Origin of the sequence: Brevibacillus panacihumi (genome assembly GCF_003710985.1) — a bacterium.
In the GTDB taxonomy this organism is placed as follows: Bacteria; Bacillota; Bacilli; order Brevibacillales; family Brevibacillaceae; genus Brevibacillus; species Brevibacillus panacihumi.
Genome location: NZ_RHHT01000026.1, coordinates 1 through 19599, shown reverse-complemented (window position 1 = coordinate 19599; position 19599 = coordinate 1). Strand labels below are relative to the sequence as shown.

Sequence of the window (19599 nt, the reverse complement as noted above, 5' to 3'; positions counted from 1 at the left end):
GATGCGTTTTTTCATTGTTGATGACGATCCGGCAATCCGTTCCATGCTTGCGCAAATCATTGAAGACGCGGATCTGGGAGAGATCTGCGGCGAAGCGGAGGATGGCACGACCATCGATCTCGATTTTCTGGAATGGAAGCGGGTCGACATTCTCCTCATCGATCTGCTGATGCCGAATCGGGACGGATTGGAGACGGTTCGCCATCTGAGAGGGTACCAAGGCAAAATCGTGATGCTCTCGCAGATCGAGACGAAGGAAATGATCGCCGAGGCGTATTCCCACGGGATCGAGTATTATGTGACCAAGCCGATCAATCGGCTGGAGGTCATCAGCGTCCTGCAAAAAGTAAAGGAACGCTTGCTTTTGCAACAGTCGATCGAGGGTATTCAGCGTTCTTTAAGCGTGTTGTCCGGGCATGCACAGCCTGTCAAAAAAGGGCCCGAATCAGATTCCAGCTTTTTTGCCTCTGCCAAGTTTTTGCTTACGGAACTGGGGATGATCAGCGAAAACGGAAGCAAAGACCTGTTGGCAATGATGGATTATTTGCATCATTGGGAAAAAAGCAACTCGGGCCACAGTCGCTTTCCTTCATTAAAAGAGATATTCATGAGTGTCGCTACCGAGAAGCTGAACACCACGAATACGGCTGCGATCAACAAAGAGGTGAAGGCAGCTGAACAGCGCGTGCGCAGGGCCATCTACCAGGCTTTGACACACTTGGCGTCCCTGGGGCTTACCGATTACAGCAATCCGAAGTTCGAAAGCTACGCCGCCACGTTTTTTGATTTCGTCGAGGTTCGCAAGCGGATGATGGAGCTGGAGAGCAAGAAAGACAACGGGATGTCAAACGCGAAAATCAACACGAAAAAATTCATTTTCGTGCTCTACATCGAAGCGAAAAGGCGTACGGAGATCTAACGGGGTTCCTTTGGTCCGAGTCAACAAATGTGATAAGATAACACTATTGTTGTGTTGGGGGGGAACTTTCGTGAGTGAACTGCGGAATCCGTGGCAGTTGCTATACCGCGTCTATCGATATGTACAGCCTGTTTTGGAGCGGGAGTTCGCTGCCTGGTACAAAAGGGCCGAGGCAATTCCCAACTTGGAATTGAGAAAGCAAGCTTTGGCTAGTATGGATTCCAAAAAATTCCATTGCCAAGGGGGATGTGTGTACGCCGCGCAGGTGGTCGAACAGGTCGAAACCATCGTCCCGCTGATCGTCGCGTATCAGACCATCAGCGATTACCTGGATAATCTGTGCGACCGCAGCACCTCACTGGACCCTGAAGATTTTCGGCAGCTGCACGTGTCGATGCAGGACGCCTTGACGCCTGGTGCTCCATTGCGCAACTACTATCAGTATCGCGAGGATCAAGAGGATGGCGGCTTTTTGGCGGGGCTGGTGCAAACCTGCCAGCATTACGCCGCACAATTGCCGGCCTATGAGAAGATCCAGCCTCAGGTATTGCTGTTTTCCCGGCTGTACAGTGATCTGCAAGTGTACAAGCATATCGACCCAGCATTGCGGGAGGCAAAGCTCCTGGATTGGTGGGATCAGCATAAATGGCAGCATAGTCATTTGCAATGGCAGGAGTTCGCTGCTGTGACAGGCTCGACGATTGGCATATTCGCCTTGTTCTGCCTCGCGACGCAGGCGGACCTGGAGCAGGATGTGATCGACGAAGTGTGCGGGGCTTATTTTCCCTGGCTTTGCGGCTTGCATATCCTGCTGGATTACCTGATTGATCTGGAGGAGGACCGTCTCGGGGGAGATCTGAATTTTGTCTCTTATTACGAATCTGAGCAAGAGGCGACGGAGCGCTTGCAATATTTCATAAAACAAGCGAAGGCAAGCGTCAGACGCTTGCCAAATCCTGCGTTTCACCGTATGATTGCGGACGGGCTGGTGGCCTTTTATCTCGCGGATCGCAAAGTAAATCGAACACAGCCGCGCAGTTACTCGATCGCCAAAAAACTGCTCAAACAGGCAAAAGGTCTGCCTGCCGTCCTCTTTTACGTGAACAGCCTTCTTGTCCGTCGTTAACGCAAAAAGGGATCAACGCAAGTGCTTGCGTTTGTACGAAAAGCCGAATCCCATCAGCGCAAAGGCAGCAACAAGGCAGCCGATGATGCCCAAGGTGCTTTGTTCTCCAATGGAAATGCCCACTCCGATGAGACAGGCGGTTACGCAAATGGCTAAGGCGAGTGTAACCAATTGATATCGGTTCATCGGTCTGCAACCTCCTATCTGTCAATGCTATCATTATACCTAATTTCCGAGAAAAACGTCCAAGTAAGTTTCCGGAAAACCCGGTACATTATTGAGTGAATTGGTGGAGACCTTCATATGGAAAGTATGATTCAAATCAAAAGAGGAAGTCGCATGGTAGAAGGAATCGTTACCTATGAAGAGGGAGATTTGATCGAAGCCCTCTTTTCCGACGAAACCGAGGTAACGGTAGGCGATCAGATCCGGTGTTTGCTCACCCCTGATTATGAGACGATTTCTACCTTTGAAGCGGTCGTGGTAGCCAGGGAGAAAAACAAGCTCTTTTTGTTCCATTCTCCGACAGCTACGGAGTTTCGCGAACAGCGCCGACGTTATCCGCGATTTGACATGGAGATAAAAGGGTGGCTCCAGTACCGTACACAGGAGCCCTCCTCCTTGTTGTCGCTGAGCAATCAGATGGTAGATCTGCAGAATCTGAGCTTGGGTGGATTGGCATTTCGCACTAGAAAGGAATTGCCGATCGACCAACCGTTTTTTTTCTCGGCGGAATTGTATGGCCGCAATCGCCCCGATGGGGTAATCAAGGTGGAGCTGCAAGTCATTCACACCCGTCTCGTCGGCTCGTATCATCATTATGGCTGCACGATCAAAGGGATTAGTGCCCGTCATTTTCACAACCTGCGAAAATACATTTTGCACCGGCAATTGCAGGAGCGCCGCGGCATTCCCATCGAATAAGCGAGAAGTCATTACTCCAAACTGCCCTTTCCCAAGGATGCAGCAGGGAGTTTTTTCTTTTTATACACTTCTGGCGATGGCAAACGACAGTCTATTGCTTACCGCAGTTTTGACAGTTGTGCGTGAATCTCTTTTCTCAGGGAAGCAAAGTGATATTCCTCGGAGAGCTCCCTCCAAACTCCTTCGTATTTGCGTTCCCACTCGGGATCGCAGCCGAAGTGACGATAAAAAAACAGCAGTTTGCGCACCGCATGAATCAGATGGGGGATGAACTGGGTCGACCTCGTCACTTCGATGGCTTGATCGACGGCGATCCGTGCAGCTGCCTTTTGCTGACGGCGATACTGGCAAAAACCGCGCAGAAGCGTAAAGGTGCCCAATTCGCGCTGCATCGGGATGGACTTCAGGATTTCCAATGCCTGATCCGTGATAGCTTCAGCCGCGTCCAGTCTATCTGTCATCAGGTCGAGCAAGGCTTCCTGGGCGTGCAAGTACAGGGTAAAGCCGGTGGATTGCAGCGGTTCCACTATCTTGCGCGCTTCCTGGAGTGCTGCCCTGGCACGCTCGAAATCCCCGGTCTGCGTGTAGATCCCGATGGCGGCGATTCGCAGCTCGTCGCGGTAGATGGCACGTATCTGGCTCATATAGGGCTGGATACTTGCAAACAAGGCTGCACTCGATGCGACGTCTGTCTCAATCATGTAGTAAATATGAATGAGATAGAAGCATTTCTCGGGCATGGGAAAAGCCTGATCGTGCAGAAACCAGAAAAAATCGCCGCGTATGAACGGCAGGTAGACCTCGTAGTACGGATCGAGTCGAATGCCCAGAACGTCCTGGTGGGAGGCAAGAGTATGCATGGCTGCTCCCATGCCCATCCCGTGATAGGTTTCCAGCATGCCCCGCACATGATCCGCGAAGCTCTGGTTCAAAGCCTGGGGGTGTGGAGCGTACAGCGTCTTGCCGTTCAAGCGATAGCCGACACCGCGAACCGTTTCGATGGTGAAGAGATGCGACCATTTGGCCAGCTTGCGGCGCAGGCGGTAAATATGATCATCGACAGTCCGATCGGTAGGTGTCTCCATTGCCCATACGCTGTCGAGCAGCTGCTCCCGGGTAAAGGTGCGGTTTTTCCAGGTGTATAGATGCCGAAGAAGAGCATATTCTTTGGGCAATAAGGCAATCGTCTGGCCGGCGTAGCGCACTTGACAGGTATCCTCGAGCCATTCGATGTGCTCCATGGATCAGCTCTCCCCGTCCAGCTTGTATTTTCGAAGCTTGTTGTACAACGTGCCGCGAGAGATCCCCAGCAGATCCGCCGCTGCTTTTTTATTGCCGTAGGTACGCACCAGCGCTGCCTGGATTCGCTCGCGTTCGTGATCGGCAGATGTAAAACGGTATGCAGCAGGAGCGGGCAGAGAAAAGTCCGGCTGCGCCTGTGTCGGACCGGAAGAGTGGGACACGAGCCGAATGGCCGACGGCAGATGATCCGGAAGAATAACCCCATTTTCCTGCAAGATGGAGAGGCGTTCGATGACATTGCGCACCTGGCGGATATTGCCCGGCCAATGGTAGTCGATCAGGGCCTGCATCACCTCTGAGGAGATGCGCGGCACGGGCTGCTCCTGTGCGATCGAGTATTCCTGCAAGAAAAGCTGAACCAGCTCGGGCAGATCCTCGCGACGTTCTCGCAGGGGCGGAATATCCAAAGAAAATACATTCAATCGATAAAATAAATCCTCTCTAAATTGCCCCTCTGCCATCATTTTCTCCAAATTCCGATTGGTCGCTGCGATAATGCGGGTGTTGACTGTGATCGGCTCTGTTCCCCCGACACGATAAAATTGCTTTTCCTGCAGGGCGCGCAGCAGCTTCACCTGCAATTCCAGCGGCAATTCCCCGATCTCATCGAGAAACAGCGTCCCCTCATGGGCCAGTTCCAGCTTTCCCGGCTTGCCTTTTTTCTCTGCGCCGGTAAATGCGCCGCTGTGGTACCCGAACAATTCGCTCTCAAACAAAGCGGCTGGTATCGCCCCGCAGTTGATGGCGATAAAGGGCTTTTCCCGACGCCGGCTGGCTTGGTGGATCGCTTTGGCAAACAGCTCTTTGCCGACGCCGCTCTCTCCGTAGATCAGGACGGTAGCGTCTGTCTGGGCGACTTTTTTTGCGGAGTGGATCGCGGCCTGTATCGAAGCCGAATGCCCTTTAATGGAAAAGAAAGGATCATCCCCTCGCTGTACCCGGCTCATCTCCTGCTGCAAGCTGTGCAGATGCTCAGTCGTGTGCGTCAATTCTTCGTTCAAGCGGACCATTTCGGTAATATCCTGCTCGATGGAGATGGCCCCGATGATGGCGCCGTTTTGCCGGATCGGAGCAGCGTTGATCAATACATGCCTGTCAGGGCGCGGGATGTGATAGACCCGCTCGACAGTTGTGCCGTGATGCAGCGCGTCCAGCAGACGAATCGACTCGCTGGAAAAATGGTCGGCCAGGGAGGTTCCAACCACCTGCTCATGATCGATTTCGTAGATGGTTTCGGCAGAGCGATTCCAAAACCGCACGATATTTTCAATATCTACGACAGTAATGGCTTCGCTCATGCTGTCCAGCAGGGTTTCGAGCAAGGCGGACTGATTTTGCGCGATCGTCAAAAAGGCAGCGAGAAGCTGGCGCGGCTGTATCATGCCTGTGGGCTGGTTGTTTGCATCAACGGTGACGATAGGGCGCAGGCTTCCCTCATTTTTCGAACCGATCCACTGCGGCAATAGCTCCTTCAGCTTGCCAGTTTCCTTGAAGAGGGCGACAGGGATCTGCTCCTGTCCGTTGTGCCATACACCTTCCATTTGTCCCGGACGTAAGCTGATGGCAGCAGGATCGAGGGGGGAGACCAGCGATTTGACAGCAAGATCTAACGAGAACAAAGGTTTCAAATGATCACTTCCTATGTGAACATGAATATACAGTAGATAGGGTTTAATCATAAGTGTACAGGATTAGACAAGGTATGTACATATGTGTCTACAAGGCGCTTGGCTTATTCAGATGGCAGCGCGGAACAACAGCGCGGAAGAATTGGCATAATTCATGCTTGTGTTAAGAAACAGAGTACCGTGTTGAAGGGGAGACATCCGAAATGGAGCAAGCGATGAAGAACTTTTTTCTGTATTTATCCAAAAATAAAACCTTGAATGCGGCAGCGAAAAAATGGGGTCTGCGTTTTGGCGCAAGCCGCTTTGTGTCGGGGGAGACGATCAACGAAGCGATTCAGGCGGTCCGGCAGCTGAACGCCAAGGGTCTCGTCTGCACACTGGATCATCTGGGTGAATTTGTCTTCAGTGTGGAAGAGGCGAATGTATCAGCGGATTACTGCATCAAGACGCTGGAGGCGATCCATCAGTCAGGGGTCGACTGCAACCTCTCGCTGAAGATGACTTCTCTGGGCTTGGACATCAGCCGTGAGCTGTGTATGAACAATATGCGCCGAATCCTGGATGCTGCCAAAAAATTCGGCAACATCTTCGTGCGGATCGACATGGAGGATTACGCCCACAACCAGGTCACGATGGAGATTCTGGAGGAGCTGCTGGCTGAGTATGACAACGTGGGGACCGTCATTCAGGCTTACTTGTACAAGGCAGCGGATGACATCGAGAAATTGAAGGAGAAAAAGGTCAACTTCCGGCTGGTAAAAGGGGCGTACAAAGAGTCCCCCGAGGTGGCCTATCCGAACAAGCCGGATGTAGACGAAAACTACAAGAAAATCATCAAGCAGCATTTGCTGGGTGGCGGGTATGCGGCTGTCGCCACTCATGATGATGCGATTATCGACTATGTAAAAAAACTGGCGGTAGAGCACGACATTCCACGGACGCAATTTGAATTCCAGATGCTGTACGGAATCCGCACGCAATCTCAGATTGACCTGGCGAATGAGGGCTACAAGATGCGTGTATATGTGCCCTACGGCAATGACTGGTACGGCTATTTCATGCGCCGCTTGGCTGAAAGTCCTGCCAACGTGAAATTCGTGCTGAAAGGCATGTTCACAAAGTAAAAACAGAAATCTACACCCTCGGAATTGTTTTCCGGGGGTCTTTTGTGTTAACAATATACAGGTGGAATATCCCTTTCCAAGAATCGAAGGTTGAATGTAGTATTGAAATTTAGTTATACTATAAAAAATTTAATTTGTTAAAAAATTAAGGAGACATCATGAGAGAACTGACGAAGAGAGAAACCCTTACTGTAGGTTTGATGTTATTCGCTCTATTTTTTGGAGCCGGCAATATGATTTTTCCGCCTGCGTTGGGACAGGCTTCCGGTACAAGCTTTTGGATTGCTATCATCGGTTTTATTATTACGGGTGTAGGGCTTCCTTTGCTGGGCGTGATCGCAGTCGGTCTTGGCGGCGGGAATCTGCAGACGCTGGCCGGTAGAGTGCATCCGGTATTTGCCATCATTTTTACCTTTATCGTCTACCTGGCGATTGGACCGTTTTTGGCTATCCCCCGTACGGCGACGGTAACCTATGAGATGGGCGTCCTGCCGTTTTTGTCCGAGAGCGCAAAAGCAAGCTGGGTTCCCCTGCTGCTGACAACCGTGATTTATTTTGCAATCACCTTCTGGCTTTCCCTGAATCCGTCCAAGCTGGTTGATCGGATCGGAAAAATTCTTACGCCAGCCCTGCTTGTGATCATTGCGTTCATGTTTATCGGATCGCTGGTTAAACCCGTGGGAGAGATCGGGCAACCGACCGGAGCCTATCTGGAATCCTCGCCGTTTGTGAAAGGATTTCTGGAAGGATATCTGACGCTGGATGCTCTGGCAGCGATGGTCTTCGGGATCGTCGTTACGGTGGCGGTACAGGAGAGCGGAGTTACAAATCCGCGAAAAATTACGATTTCTACGATCAAGGCTGCGATCATTGCGGCGATTGGTTTGGGATTGGTCTATCTGGCACTGGGATATATGGGTGCGACGAGCATCGGGCTCGGTCAATCTGAAAATGGCGGGCAAATCCTGACTGGCGTCGTACATCATTTGTTCGGCGGCGGCGGAACGGTCGTCCTCGGCTTGGCTGTGATGCTGGCCTGCCTGACGACATCGGTCGGCTTGGTGACGGCATGCGGACGTTTTTTCTCCAGCCAAATTCCAGGCATCTCCTACCGCACCATGATCCTGATCCTCAGTCTGTTCAGTGCAGCCGTAGCCAACGTAGGCTTGACCCAATTGATTACCTATTCCGTACCTGTCTTGATGGCCATCTATCCGATCGCGATTGTGCTGATGCTGGTATCGTTTTTGGACAAGGCATTCCGCGGCTACAGGTCCGTCTATATCGGCGCCATTTTCTTTACAGCTCTGATCAGTCTGGTGGAGGGCGCGTCGATGCTGGGCTTGCCGGTAGAGGGCATTACCTCGGTCTACAAGAACTTGCCGCTTTTCGATCAGGGAGTGGGCTGGATCGTCCCTGCCGTTGCAGGTGCAGTACTTGGTTGGATCTGGGGGGCCATCCGAGAGGTTCCACATGTGAAATAGATGGAAATGTCGACAAAGCAAAGGTTGGTTTATTCAGCCTTTGCTTTGTTTTTCTTTTTCCGTAGAGCGTAATCTTCAGGACTTCTTCCCGTCCACAAGAACGGCCATCTATGTTAACATAGAAAAGTTAGAACCTCTGGACAAAGTCGCTAAAAAAACGATGGCTATCACGAGAGACTGCATAAGAACTGGGCTGCGAGCCTGGTTTTTTGGAAAAGGAGGTTGTGGACAGTGAGCCAAACCAAGGTACTGGTCATCGATGACGATCCAAATGTGTGTGAGATCATCCGCTTGTACTTCACCAAGCAACAGATTGACCTTGTCGTTGCCCACAACGGCAAGCAGGGGATCGAGATGATGGAGGTCGAAAATCCGGACGTGATTGTACTGGATGTGATGATGCCGGAGATGGACGGCTTTGACACCTGTCGGGAGATTCGCAAAAAGTGGGATACTCCCATTATCATGCTGACAGCAAAAGATGAAGAATTCGACCGGGTCCTGGGGCTGGAGCTGGGGGCGGACGACTATGTGACGAAGCCGTTTAGTCCGCGCGAGCTGGTCGCCCGGATTCGTGCCATATTGCGGCGCATGCAGCCAAAAGCAAAAGTGGAGGAAGATGCTGCGACAGTGATGTCGTTTGACCAATTGACGATTGATATAGACAAGCGCGAAGTCATCGCGGCAGGGGAGAAGATCAACTTCCGCCCCAAGGAATTTGATCTGCTCGTCCAGCTTGCGAAATCGCCAGGAAGCGTCCTTTCACGAGAGCAATTGCTCGAACAGGTGTGGGGTTTTGACTATTTTGGCGATGTTCGCACCATTGACGTGCATATTAAGAAAATACGCCAGCGTCTGGAGAAGCTCCCGTATGAGTGCATCCACACGGTCTGGGGAATTGGCTATAAATTCGGGGTGGAAGATTGATGCTGGGGATGTCGAAAAGTATTTTCCGCCGTTTGTTGTTTAGTTTTCTCGCCACGGTCCTGCTCGGATTGGGCGTATCTGGAATCATGATCTCTATGTCAGCGCGAGAATACTTCTATGACGCCAAAAAAGAAGAATTGCTGCGTATGGCGAAAAATGTAAATGCTGCAATTCTGGAGCGCCCCCGTGTGGACAAAAAGCTGTTGGATATTCTGGAGGAAAAGGACAAGACCTACGACACGCGCATCTGGCTGTTCAACCAGGAAGGAAAGATTGTCGCCACGTCGATGAAGGATGAAGTGTTCACAGGCAAGTCCGTTGCGGTCTCCATCGCAGATAATGTGCTGCATGGGAAAAATGCCGTAACAGAGCTGCAGATCGAAGGATTGGACGATCCGATGCTCTCGGTCTCTGTCCCTTGGGGAGAAGGGGAGAAGATCTACGGCGGCATCATTTTGCACGCCCCGTTGGAAGGAATCGAGCGCACCTTCGCCCAGATGCGCGAGACGATTCTGTGGGCGACGCTATTCGGGGTATTGCTGTCGACAGCGATGGTCTCCTATCTCTCCTGGTCGATTTCCCGGCCCCTGCGGACGATTGAAAGGACTGCTGCCGAGATCGGGCGGGGCAACTATGCGGAGCGGGTGCAAGTCCACACCTCGGATGAGATCAATGATTTGGCGCAGACGATCAATACCATGGCTGAAAAGCTGGAGAAGGTGGAGCAGGAGCGCCATCATCTGGAGCAGGTGCGAAATGATTTTCTCGCCAATGTATCGCATGAGCTGCGTACGCCTTTGACTGCCGTGCAGGGCTTTTTGGAAGCCTTGCAGGACGGTTTGGTAGAAGAGGAGGAAGCACGCCAGAAATATTATGCGGTGATGTATTCCGAGACCATGCAGATCAATCGCCTGGTCGATGATTTGATGGATTTGATGAAGCTGGAGAACAATGAAGTTACGCTTGCCAAGTTCCCTGTGGATGTCAAGGAGCTGTTGGGCAAGATCGCGTTTTCGTTCCATCCAGAGGCGGAAGAGAAGGGAATACGTCTGGAGGTCGACGTGCCGGATGAATTGCCGAAAATCTATGCGGATCGGGATCGGGTGGCGCAGATTATCAAAAATCTGGTCAAAAACGCGTTGAAGTTCACCGAGGAAGGTGAGATCCGCCTGTCGGCGACCGCTGAGGAGCAGTATGTGCGGATTCGTGTGACAGATACCGGGGTCGGAATATCAGCTGATGATCTGAACCGGATCTGGGAGCGGTTTTTCAAAGTGGATCGCGGCCGTTCCAAAAAGAACAAGGGTACAGGGCTGGGACTGGCAATCGTCAAGGAACTGGTTGAGCTGCATGACGGAAAATGCAGTGTAGAAAGCGTTCCAGGCGAGGGAAGCACCTTTACCGTATGGCTTCCGACCGTCGCGTTTTACCGGCCGATGACCTGACCCATTGGGGAAGGTCATCATTTTTTCATATTTTGATCATGTTTTTTTCCAATTTCGCACACAGATTGATTACCTTTACCCTTTACTCTGTAGTTGTGACGGTGAGACGGTCACTATGCTAAAGATTGAAAGGGGTAAATAAAGATGAATAAAAAATGGTTTTCACTCGCAGCGGTTGCACTGTTGTTGTCCGGTAGCTTGGTAGCTTGCTCCAGCGGAGAAACTCCAGAGCCAGCAACTCAACAAGAACAAGGTACTACCGAATCCACTCCTTCTGATGCACCAGCTTCTACTGAAGCACCTGCATCCACAGACGCTTCTACTGATGCTCCTGCATCCGCAGATGCTCCTACAGAAGCACCTGCAGCTGATGCACCTGCAGCTGACGCACCTGCTACAGACTCTGCTGATGCACCAGCATCCAGCGATGCACCTGCAGCAGATTCCGCTGAACAACCTGCTTCTAACTAATCCGTAATACGTCCATTACGGTGTAGTCGAGTTGAACGTTTGTACTCCTCTACTTCCCTCCCGGGTTCACATAGATAAGGGTTGCCCTATTGTAAGCGTAGGGCAACCCATCTTTTTTTTTCTTACGAAGTTCGCAGATTGGACAGCAAGACCCCAAGAAAAATGAAGCATGCTCCGGCGAAAAATCCCGCACCGAGATGTTCACCTAGCAGCAGCCACCCCAGAAAAGCTCCGACGATGGGCTGGACAAAGAAAAATCCGGCTCCGCTCCCCGCTCGCATCCATTCGAACCCTTTGTTCCACAGATAAAAGGCTCCGGCAGTCGAGATGATGCCGATATACAGCACTCCCATCCAGATTTGCCAGCTCCACTCCCAGGATACCGGAGTGACGGCCAGCTCCCAGACAGACAGCGGCCAGGAAAAAATCAGGCCAAAAAAGGCGGCATAGGTCGTGACAGTGAGTGAAGAGTATTTCTGTGTCGCCTTTTTGCTCAGCACCGTATACAGACCCCAGCTCAGCGCTGCGACGAGCAGGATCAGATTGCCGATCCAGGACGTATGCGTATCCGCTTCACTCGGGACGCCGATGACGATCATCACCCCGACTGTAGCCAGCAGGATGCCAGCCGTCTGCTGCCATTTGATCCGCTCCTTCAGGATCCAGATGGCAAAAAGGGCGATGAAGGCAGGGGAAGCAGAGGTAATCAACGCCCCCATATGGGCCGATGACAGCTTGGTCCCTAGAAACTGCGCGGCGATGGAGATTGTCACGCCGACAAACGCGATGGCCATCAGCAGCGGAGCATCCTTTTTGGCGATGTATTCCCTGCGAGCGACGACAAAAGCGCCCAGTACGATCAAGGCAATGCCGAAGCGAATGATCAGCAGAGTAAAAGGCGGGATGACATCCAGGACGACTTTGCTTACGACGTAGACACCGCCCCAGATCGCCGCTGCGAGAGTGAGACAGATTGCGCCAAACAACTGCTTTTTCCAATGTACATTCTTCATAGGTAAGACCCCTCCCGGAAATCGATTGACCAGGCGATTTCACAGCCGGGGGGATCGTTATGCCAACGCTCCCTCACCGGCTAGGCGAGAGCGGGCACATCACATTCAAAGCGTGGAGCGCACATTGTGTTCACCTCCCTGCGTATTTGCGAATCAGTCCGATCTGTCCGGTGTGGTATCCCATATGATAAGTCAAGCGTCCCAACGCTTCACGCGGGGTCAGCTTGCCGATCGGCGCTTCACAAGGAATGTCCCAATCCTTTTCCGGAAGGGATTGGAGCGCATGCATCAGGTGCTGGAAGGCTTGATCCCGAAAGCTGAGCAATGCTTCAAGCTCTGTGTAGATGCCCTCATCCTTGACCGGACCGATGGTGGCAAGGGTTACGTCATCAGGGAGAGAGGTTTGGAAGAACATCTGGCTGAAGCGGTACTCCACCTCTGCCATGTGTCGGATAAGAAAACCGATGGAGTTGGAGCCAGGGGCCAATTTCCAGGAAAGCTGATTTTCCTCCAGGCCACTCATCGTGTCCATATAGCGGGAACGGGCTGTCTGAAAACCGGGCAGCAGCATTTGCTCGAACATTATGATCCCTTCTTTCTGCTTTCTTCCATTCAAAATGCGGTTCTATCTCCTATTATACGGAAAATTGGCAAAATAGGCAGTCTCAGAAGTGCGAATATTGCGAATGAGCATTCACTCAGTCGTGGTTACACGGTATACTAGGGAGAAAGACGAGGAGGGATGGAGATGGTACATACATTCGACTTGACGGTCCGTTCCACGGATATTGATGTGATCGGGCATGTCAATAATGCCAAATACCTGGAGTACATGGAGTGGGCGAGGTTCGACTGGATCTGGAAGCTGGGCTTTACTTTCGATGAGATGAAGCGGCGTGGGGTCATGCCGGTTGTGGTGAATATCAACATCAATTATCGAAAAGAGCTGCGGCTGCTGGAAGAAGTGCAGGTGCGTACGACCGTTCTCAAGCAAGGAACGAAAAGCTTCGTCATCCGGCATGAACTATACAATCAAAAGGAAGAGCTGGTATCAGACGCCGATATCACGATGGTGATGATCGATGCACAGACTAGAAGCTCCATTCCACTTCCCCCGGAAATGACCGCCGCTTTGAAGGCGAGTCTAGCTTGACATTATTCTGACTGTATCGGAAAACGATCCGCAATTGCTTCCCGATACAGCAAGAATAAACGCTTCGGCTATACAATTGCCTTTCCTGTCGCGCGATCCGTTTAGTGGATGGCGCTCTTTTTAAACTGTCCGCCGCGCACATCGTGAATATTGCCGACAGCCAGGAAAGCAGAAGGGTCCAGCTCTTCTACAATCAGCTTCAGCTTTGCTTCCTCCAGACGAGTGATGACGCAAAACACGACTTTTTTGTCATCGCCGGAGTATCCGCCTTCGCCCTTCAGATAGGTGATTCCGCGACCCAAGCGTGCAGAGATGGCATCGCCGATCTCTTTGTAGTTGTCGCTGATGATCCAGACGGATTTGGATTCCTGAAAGCCATCAATGGTCAGGTCGATCATCTTGAACGCAATGTAGTAGGCGATCAGCGAGTACATCGCGTGATTCCAGCCAAAGACGAAGCCGGCGCTGCTCAGGATAAACAGATTCATGAACATCACGATTTCCCCGACGGAGAAGGGGGACTTTTTGTTCATCAGGACAGCGACGATCTCTGTACCGTCAAGTGAACCTCCGTAGCGCAGGACGAGCCCGACACCGATACCCAGGATGATTCCGCCAAATACAGCAGCGAGGAGTGGATCATCGGTCAAGCTGGATACGGGATGAAGCAGAGAGGTTCCAATAGACATGACCGTGACGCCAAAAAGTGTGGAGATGGCAAAGGTTTTGCCCATGTGCTTATAGCCGATCAGCAAAAAGGGGAGATTCAGTACAAATAAAAATACGCCCAGCTTGATTCCTGTTAAATGCGAGGCGATAATCGAGATTCCCACAATTCCACCGTCAATAATCTGATTTGGAACCAAAAAAATTTCCAGCCCGACCGACACCAGTGTAGCCCCGATCAGGATAAAAAGAGCTCTTCTCAATAGTTTTGAAATAGGCAGCTTTTGATGACTGGTTTTGGATGTTGCTTGGTCCATTCGTAACCTCCTTAATATTTGAACTACTTCCCATTATACCATTTCATGGTGGAAATTTAGTGCAGGAACGTAACCGAAAGTGCGGGCTAGCATATTGACTGGGAATATCAGGATTGGTATGTTCGTACTGACAGAATAGTCAGAGGAGGAAGAAAAGGATGAGCTCTTTTCAGGCAGAGATCGAAATCACGGCACCTCGGGAGTGGGTGTGGTGGGCTTGGACACATAGCGAACGCATCACAAAATGGTTTGCCCCGCAGGCGAATCTGGAACCGCGGCTAGGCGGCGCTTTTGAATTGTTTTTCACGCCAGGCAATCATGATCAGATGGGGACCAAGGGGTGCATCATTACACTTTGGGAGCCGCAGGAGCGTCTGGGCTTTACCTGGAAGGGGCCAGATGATTTCGCATCTGTAATGAATCATGAAGGAGAACTCACCTATGTCCTTGTCACGCTCTCGGTAAAAGGAGAAGGCACCCATGTCTTGGTGGAGCATTTTGGATGGGGCGAGACGGAAGAGTGGGAAAAAGCGAAGGCATGGCATCAGATGGCCTGGTCTCAGGTACTCTCTAGCCTGAAAAAGGAACTGGAATCGGGAAAAGGAGAGCTTTGCTGCGCTCCTTAGCATCATCCATTACAAAATGAAGAGCCGTCCCTTTGAAGTGAGGACAGCTCTTTTTTTATGTTGTCTATTCTTTGGTGGCGGCAACCTCGGAATCGCCTGCAGCCTGCTTCTCATCCAAATATTCGTCCGGTCCGATGATTCCGGCAGCGCGGTCCTGCTTCTCCAGCTCAAGTGCTTTGGGGACGGAAAGCCAGTAGGCGAGCGCGATGGCAATCGCTCCAGCGCCAAATTTGCCGACGATGACGGGCAGAATAATATTGGGCTGGAAGTTCGCGGAAAAGGAGAGGTGATCGCCGAGCAAAAACGCAGCACAGACGCCAAACGAAATGTTGATTACCTTGTCCTTTGGCGGCATGAAGCGCACCAGACGGAACATGGCTAAAATATTGGCGATGGTTGCCAGCAGCCCGGCGCTGCCCGTGGGACTCAAGCCCAAGCGCATGCCTACGGCTTCGAGCGGTTTGGACGCGTACTTGCGCAAGAGATAGACCATCGGGAAGGCCCCAGCGAGCATAATACCGATGTAGCCAGCCGTCTCCAGCGCGCGGTACTGATCCTGCGGGTCTGCGATGATCGGGTCGAAACCCCATGCGCCGAACATGGTGGTGAAAATCCCGGTAAAGTATTCAACGATCGAAAAGACGAGGACAAGCTTGATCCCAGCATCCATCGTCCTGCCGAAAATCATGAAGCCGCGAATCATCATATCAGGCAGAAAGCGAAGGCCCAATGCAATGGCAACGACAAACACCAGGATGGGAGATAGGTTCAGCAAAACTTGCCCGATTCCGATGGCGAAGGCGTAGGTAGACTCGCCGTTCGCGGTGATCTCGGTGCGTACATTCATCTGGGTCGCAACGAGAATGGCGCTCGTGATAAACGCGCCAATCGGCACAGTCAAAATACCCGACATGATGCCCAAGGCCATGTACTTGTGATCGCGTTTGTCCAGCATCGCCAAGCCCATCGGTATCGAAAAGACGATGGTAGCACCCGCCATGAATCCGACAATCATGGCCATGACCCAGCCTTCGATGGTGCTTTTCAAAATGCCGGCCAGTTGATACCCGCCCATGTCAGAAGCGAGGATGGCTGTGGCGGCGATAGCGGGGTCAGCCCCGATCTGATGAAAAAGAGGGGAGACCGCTTTTTCGACAAACCAGGAGATATAGGGAAGAGATGCCATAATTCCTGCGGCAGGAACAAAAATATATCCAGTAGAATGAATGCCCTCCATAAATTCCTTGCCGAGTCCTGTATCACTGTTGCGGATGGCAGCGACAGCGCCGATGACGGCACAGATCATGATAATGTAAATGATAACGCTTCCAATATACTCCACGTTCCAATCCCACCTTTGTGCAAGTTTTCCCCTGTATCGAGCTCCTGGACTACAAGTGATTTTGCAATGGCATGGTTTGCGTTCGGTCGTCCCCCTTTTGGTCAGGTAAACAAGGAAAGCGCTTAGGAGTCTCGCAAACGAGAGATACCTAAGCGCCTTTGCTTACTTGTATGTACTTGTGTCAGACAGGCGGTCGAAAGATAGACCTGGAATGATCCTTAAGCGCCATTGCTTAAGATTTATTATAAAGTGATTATATGGGGAGGACTTCCTAAAGTCAATGAATATTTCAGAATCTTCCTACAACCAAGACGAGGGACAAATATAGAAAAAGCCCTGCCGAAGCAGGGCGTTTACTGTCATTTACAGTTTTACTACGTTCTCAGCTTGTGGGCCGCGGTTGCCTTCTACCACGTTGAATTCAACGCGTTGGCCTTCTTCCAGGGATTTGAAACCTTCGCCTTGAATTGCGCTGAAGTGAACGAATACATCGTTTCCGCCTTCAACTGCGATGAAGCCATAACCTTTTTCAGCGTTGAACCATTTTACTGTACCTGTTTGCATGGGTGTACCTCCAAAAAGATAAAATGAATATGCAACTTTTATTTGTTGAAAATAAAAATTCACACATTGGTAAAGGTTCGAACATACGTGTAAACCCTTACCAATATGTGAACGCTCGCAAACTCTTTAGTTGAGATCATCATATCACAGGCAAAAAGCAAATGCAATTAGAGAAAATGGAAATCCCAGTCCTCATCCTTCAGCACCCATTCGAATGGAGAGGGAGCATGAATAAAGGCGGACTGGGAAAGAGATCAGGAATAAACCTTGACGCGCTCATCCAGCGGCTGGAAGGATTTTTCACCCGGCTGCGCAGTCGGCTTGCCAAAAGGCATCTGTGCAATCAGCTTCCATGTCGACGGGACGTTCCAGGTCTGGGCCACTTCTGCATCGATCAGCGGATTGTAGTGCTGCAGCGAAGCCCCTAAGCCGGCATCTTCCAGCGCGGTCCAGACGACGAATTGCAGCATGCCTGAGGATTGCTGGGACCAGATCGGGAAATTTTCCTTGTAGAGTGCGAATTGGTTTTGCATATTTTCGATCACGCTTTGGTCTTCATAAAACAGGACGGTCCCGTAGCCGCTGCGAAACGAGTTCATTTTTTCCTCTGTGGGGCCAAATTTATCAGCATCCACAATCTTGCGCAAGGTTTCCTTGGTGATGTCCCACAGCTTGTCATGCTGTTGTCCCAACAAGAGAACGACTCGGGCGCTTTGCGAATTGAACGCGGAGGGAGTGTGCTGTACGGCATGGTTGATCACTTCTTGGATTTGCTGGTCGGAGATCGGGCTTTCCTTGCTGATGGCGTAATAGCTGCGCCGGTTTTTGACGGCTGACAGAAAATCGCTTCCCATAAATGGCTGCCTCCTAGACGTAATTTCTTCCACTATCAGGATGGGTGTTTGTTCGTGGATTTATGCACGACAGTCAGGGAGATTGCAAAGGTTGTCAAACACTTTACAGAGTGCGAAAGTAGCGTTAACGTGGTAAGTGGAGTTTGCGGGAGAAGGGGAGTTTGCACAATGAATGCTGCACGAGGAGAAAAGCGTGTGCTGGTTGTCACATCTGTCGAAGCAGAGCGTGATGCCGTGTGGCGCGGACTGGGGGAGGACAGCCGTTTTGAAGTCATCATCGGCGGAGTTGGTCCGATGTCAGCGGCGGCACGGACAGCGCGCAAATTGGCAGAAAAGCCGTATGATGCGGTCGTATGCGCAGGGATCTGCGGCGGCTTTGTCCAGCGGGCAGGGATCGGATCAATCGTCGTTGCCAAGGAAATCATTTGCGCGGATCTGGGAGCAGAGACGGCGGAAGGATTCGCCAGCGTGGACAAGCTGGGGTTTGGCACAGCCCGCATCGAGGTGAACGCCGAATGGGCCATCGCCTTGACGGAGGCGGTGCAGCGCAGAGGGGTTTCGGCGATCTGTGCCCCCATTTTGACACTGTCGACGGTGACAGGTACTGCGCAAACGGCCGAGATGCTGATTGCACGCGTGCCGGAGGCGGCTGCAGAAGCGATGGAGGGCTTCGGGGTCGCTACGGCAGCCGTAGACTTCGGCTTGCCCGTCATGGAATTGCGGGCTGTCTCCAACGCCATCGGACCGCGTGACAAGTCGGCTTGGCGAATCAAGGAAGCACTGGAAGCATTGGAGCGCGCAAGCTCCGGATTACGGGAGGTACTATCATGAAAATTGCTTTTTCACCATGTCCCAATGACACATTTGTCTTCCACGCCTGGGCGCACGGGTTGATCCCGGGAGCGCCGGAGCTGGACATTATGTATGCGGATATTGACATCACCAATACACTGGCAGCTCGCGTCGAGGGACCGGAAGTGATGAAAATTTCCTACGCGGCACTGCCCTATGTCTTGAAGGATTACGCGCTGATTCCGTGCGGAGGAGCGTTGGGGAGAGGCTGCGGGCCGCTGGTGCTGACACTCGGCGGCGGTCAGGACCCGTCTGCATTGGCAGGCAAGCGGGTGGCGGTGCCAAGTGAACGCTCCACGGCTTATCTCTTGTTCCGTCTGTGGGCGGCGCGGCATGTGCCAGGCGGCTTTGGAGAGATCGTCGTCATGCCGTTCCACGAGATCATGCCTGCCGTGCGAGACGGACGGATCGACGCAGGACTGGTCATCCACGAAGCGAGATTCACGTATCAAAACTATGGATTGTCGCTGATGCAGGACTTGGGAAGCTGGTGGGAGAGCGATACGAACCTGCCGATCCCGCTCGGAGCCATCATCGCCCGCAGGCATATGGATCTCGAGGCGCTGACCCGATGGACACGCGCTTCCGTGGAGTATGCCTGGGCTCATCCTGACGCTTCTACCGACTATGTGATGAGCCACGCGCAGGAGCTGTCTCCGGAAGTGGCAAAAGCGCATATTGATCTGTATGTCAACAAATTCACCCGCGATCTGGGCGAAGACGGCTTTGCGGCGATCACGGCTTTGCTGGGACGAGCTGCCGACGAAGGACTTGTACCGAGAATCGATCCGGCAGCACTGAGAATCGAATAGGAAAGATAAAAAGGGGCGATAGATTCGCCCCTCAGGCTGTCGAGAAAGTC

At 51.9% G+C, this 19599-nt stretch carries 21 protein-coding genes; 12 read left to right on the top strand and 9 right to left on the bottom strand.

Going from position 1 to position 19599, the window contains the following annotated elements; genetic code table 11:
* Window position 1 precedes the first annotated feature (1 nt).
* Window positions 2-919 (top strand): response regulator, encoded by a 918-nt coding sequence (locus EDM58_RS11705; RefSeq protein WP_122913509.1) that lies wholly within the window; start codon window positions 2-4, stop codon window positions 917-919.
* A gap of 70 nt (window positions 920-989) precedes the next feature.
* Window positions 990-2045 (top strand): tetraprenyl-beta-curcumene synthase family protein, encoded by a 1056-nt coding sequence (locus tag EDM58_RS11700; RefSeq protein ID WP_122913508.1) that lies wholly within the window; start codon window positions 990-992, stop codon window positions 2043-2045.
* A 12-nt stretch (window positions 2046-2057) separates the two neighbouring features.
* Here EDM58_RS11700 and EDM58_RS25690 read toward each other — a convergent pair whose 3' ends face one another.
* A complete protein-coding gene (locus EDM58_RS25690; protein WP_023556306.1) occupies window positions 2058-2231 on the bottom strand; it encodes a YlaF family protein in 174 nt (57 codons plus the stop codon).
* 153 nt (window positions 2232-2384) lie between these two features.
* Between EDM58_RS25690 and EDM58_RS11695 the strand changes: the two genes are divergently transcribed.
* A complete protein-coding gene (locus EDM58_RS11695; RefSeq protein ID WP_246000690.1) occupies window positions 2385-2969 on the top strand; it encodes a PilZ domain-containing protein in 585 nt (194 codons plus the stop codon).
* A gap of 98 nt (window positions 2970-3067) precedes the next feature.
* On the opposite strand, the gene EDM58_RS11690 is transcribed toward EDM58_RS11695, so the two are convergent.
* Both EDM58_RS11690 and EDM58_RS11685 read right to left on the bottom strand, forming a co-directional pair.
* Window positions 3068-4210, bottom strand: coding sequence for a winged helix-turn-helix domain-containing protein (locus EDM58_RS11690; protein ID WP_122913506.1), 1143 nt, complete (start codon window positions 4208-4210; stop codon window positions 3068-3070).
* Between the two features lie 3 nt (window positions 4211-4213).
* The gene (locus EDM58_RS11685; RefSeq protein WP_122913623.1) at window positions 4214-5812 is read right to left on the bottom strand and encodes a sigma-54 interaction domain-containing protein; all 1599 of its coding nucleotides are present in this window, start codon (window positions 5810-5812) and stop codon (window positions 4214-4216) included.
* A gap of 290 nt (window positions 5813-6102) precedes the next feature.
* Between EDM58_RS11685 and EDM58_RS11680 the strand changes: the two genes are divergently transcribed.
* The 5 genes from EDM58_RS11680 (at window position 6103) to EDM58_RS11660 (ending at window position 11350) form a co-directional block, all read left to right on the top strand.
* A complete protein-coding gene (locus EDM58_RS11680; protein ID WP_122913505.1) occupies window positions 6103-7023 on the top strand; it encodes a proline dehydrogenase family protein in 921 nt (306 codons plus the stop codon).
* A gap of 158 nt (window positions 7024-7181) precedes the next feature.
* On the top strand, window positions 7182-8507 hold the full coding sequence (gene brnQ / locus EDM58_RS11675; protein ID WP_122913504.1) for a branched-chain amino acid transport system II carrier protein: 1326 nt from the start codon (window positions 7182-7184) through the stop codon (window positions 8505-8507).
* 231 nt (window positions 8508-8738) lie between these two features.
* Window positions 8739-9434 carry a response regulator transcription factor gene (locus EDM58_RS11670; RefSeq protein ID WP_122913503.1) on the top strand — a complete coding sequence of 232 codons (696 nt, stop codon included), beginning with the start codon at window positions 8739-8741 and terminating at the stop codon, window positions 9432-9434.
* The gene (locus EDM58_RS11665) at window positions 9434-10879 is read left to right on the top strand and encodes a sensor histidine kinase (RefSeq protein ID WP_122913502.1); all 1446 of its coding nucleotides are present in this window, start codon (window positions 9434-9436) and stop codon (window positions 10877-10879) included. Before EDM58_RS11670 ends, EDM58_RS11665 begins: the two co-directional genes overlap by 1 nt.
* 144 nt (window positions 10880-11023) lie before the next feature.
* Window positions 11024-11350, top strand: a complete 327-nt coding sequence (locus EDM58_RS11660; RefSeq protein ID WP_122913501.1) for a hypothetical protein — start codon at window positions 11024-11026, stop codon at window positions 11348-11350.
* Window positions 11351-11472: 122 nt separating this feature from the next.
* Here EDM58_RS11660 and EDM58_RS11655 read toward each other — a convergent pair whose 3' ends face one another.
* Together EDM58_RS11655 and EDM58_RS11650 are read right to left on the bottom strand one after the other, a co-directional pair.
* Complete coding sequence (locus tag EDM58_RS11655; protein WP_122913500.1) at window positions 11473-12363, bottom strand: DMT family transporter; 891 nt, start codon at window positions 12361-12363, stop codon at window positions 11473-11475.
* A 130-nt stretch (window positions 12364-12493) separates the two neighbouring features.
* Window positions 12494-12946, bottom strand: coding sequence for a DinB family protein (locus EDM58_RS11650; RefSeq protein WP_122913622.1), 453 nt, complete (start codon window positions 12944-12946; stop codon window positions 12494-12496).
* A 165-nt stretch (window positions 12947-13111) separates the two neighbouring features.
* On the opposite strand from EDM58_RS11650, the gene EDM58_RS11645 reads away from it, so the two are divergent.
* Window positions 13112-13516 carry an acyl-CoA thioesterase gene (locus tag EDM58_RS11645; protein WP_023556294.1) on the top strand — a complete coding sequence of 135 codons (405 nt, stop codon included), beginning with the start codon at window positions 13112-13114 and terminating at the stop codon, window positions 13514-13516.
* 101 nt (window positions 13517-13617) lie between these two features.
* Here the strand turns inward: EDM58_RS11645 and EDM58_RS11640 are convergent, their stop codons facing one another.
* Window positions 13618-14499 (bottom strand): YitT family protein, encoded by an 882-nt coding sequence (locus EDM58_RS11640; RefSeq protein WP_023556293.1) that lies wholly within the window; start codon window positions 14497-14499, stop codon window positions 13618-13620.
* Window positions 14500-14657: 158 nt separating this feature from the next.
* Between EDM58_RS11640 and EDM58_RS11635 the strand changes: the two genes are divergently transcribed.
* Window positions 14658-15125, top strand: a complete 468-nt coding sequence (locus EDM58_RS11635) for an SRPBCC family protein (RefSeq protein WP_122913499.1) — start codon at window positions 14658-14660, stop codon at window positions 15123-15125.
* A 64-nt stretch (window positions 15126-15189) separates the two neighbouring features.
* On the opposite strand, the gene eutH is transcribed toward EDM58_RS11635, so the two are convergent.
* The 3 genes from eutH to EDM58_RS11620 all read right to left on the bottom strand — a co-directional run bounded on the left by eutH (window position 15190) and on the right by EDM58_RS11620 (window position 17885).
* Complete coding sequence (gene eutH, locus EDM58_RS11630) at window positions 15190-16467, bottom strand: ethanolamine utilization protein EutH (RefSeq protein WP_122913498.1); 1278 nt, start codon at window positions 16465-16467, stop codon at window positions 15190-15192.
* 363 nt (window positions 16468-16830) lie between these two features.
* Window positions 16831-17031, bottom strand: coding sequence for a cold-shock protein (locus tag EDM58_RS11625; protein ID WP_023556290.1), 201 nt, complete (start codon window positions 17029-17031; stop codon window positions 16831-16833).
* 254 nt (window positions 17032-17285) lie between these two features.
* Window positions 17286-17885, bottom strand: coding sequence for a nitroreductase family protein (locus EDM58_RS11620; protein WP_023556289.1), 600 nt, complete (start codon window positions 17883-17885; stop codon window positions 17286-17288).
* A gap of 168 nt (window positions 17886-18053) precedes the next feature.
* On the opposite strand from EDM58_RS11620, the gene EDM58_RS11615 reads away from it, so the two are divergent.
* Together EDM58_RS11615 and EDM58_RS11610 are read left to right on the top strand one after the other, a co-directional pair.
* Complete coding sequence (locus EDM58_RS11615; RefSeq protein ID WP_122913497.1) at window positions 18054-18716, top strand: futalosine hydrolase; 663 nt, start codon at window positions 18054-18056, stop codon at window positions 18714-18716.
* Window positions 18713-19549: a 1,4-dihydroxy-6-naphtoate synthase gene (locus EDM58_RS11610; protein WP_122913496.1), complete on the top strand. Its 837-nt coding sequence runs from the start codon at window positions 18713-18715 to the stop codon at window positions 19547-19549. The genes EDM58_RS11615 and EDM58_RS11610 overlap by 4 nt, the downstream gene beginning before the upstream one ends.
* Window positions 19550-19599 lie beyond the last annotated feature (50 nt).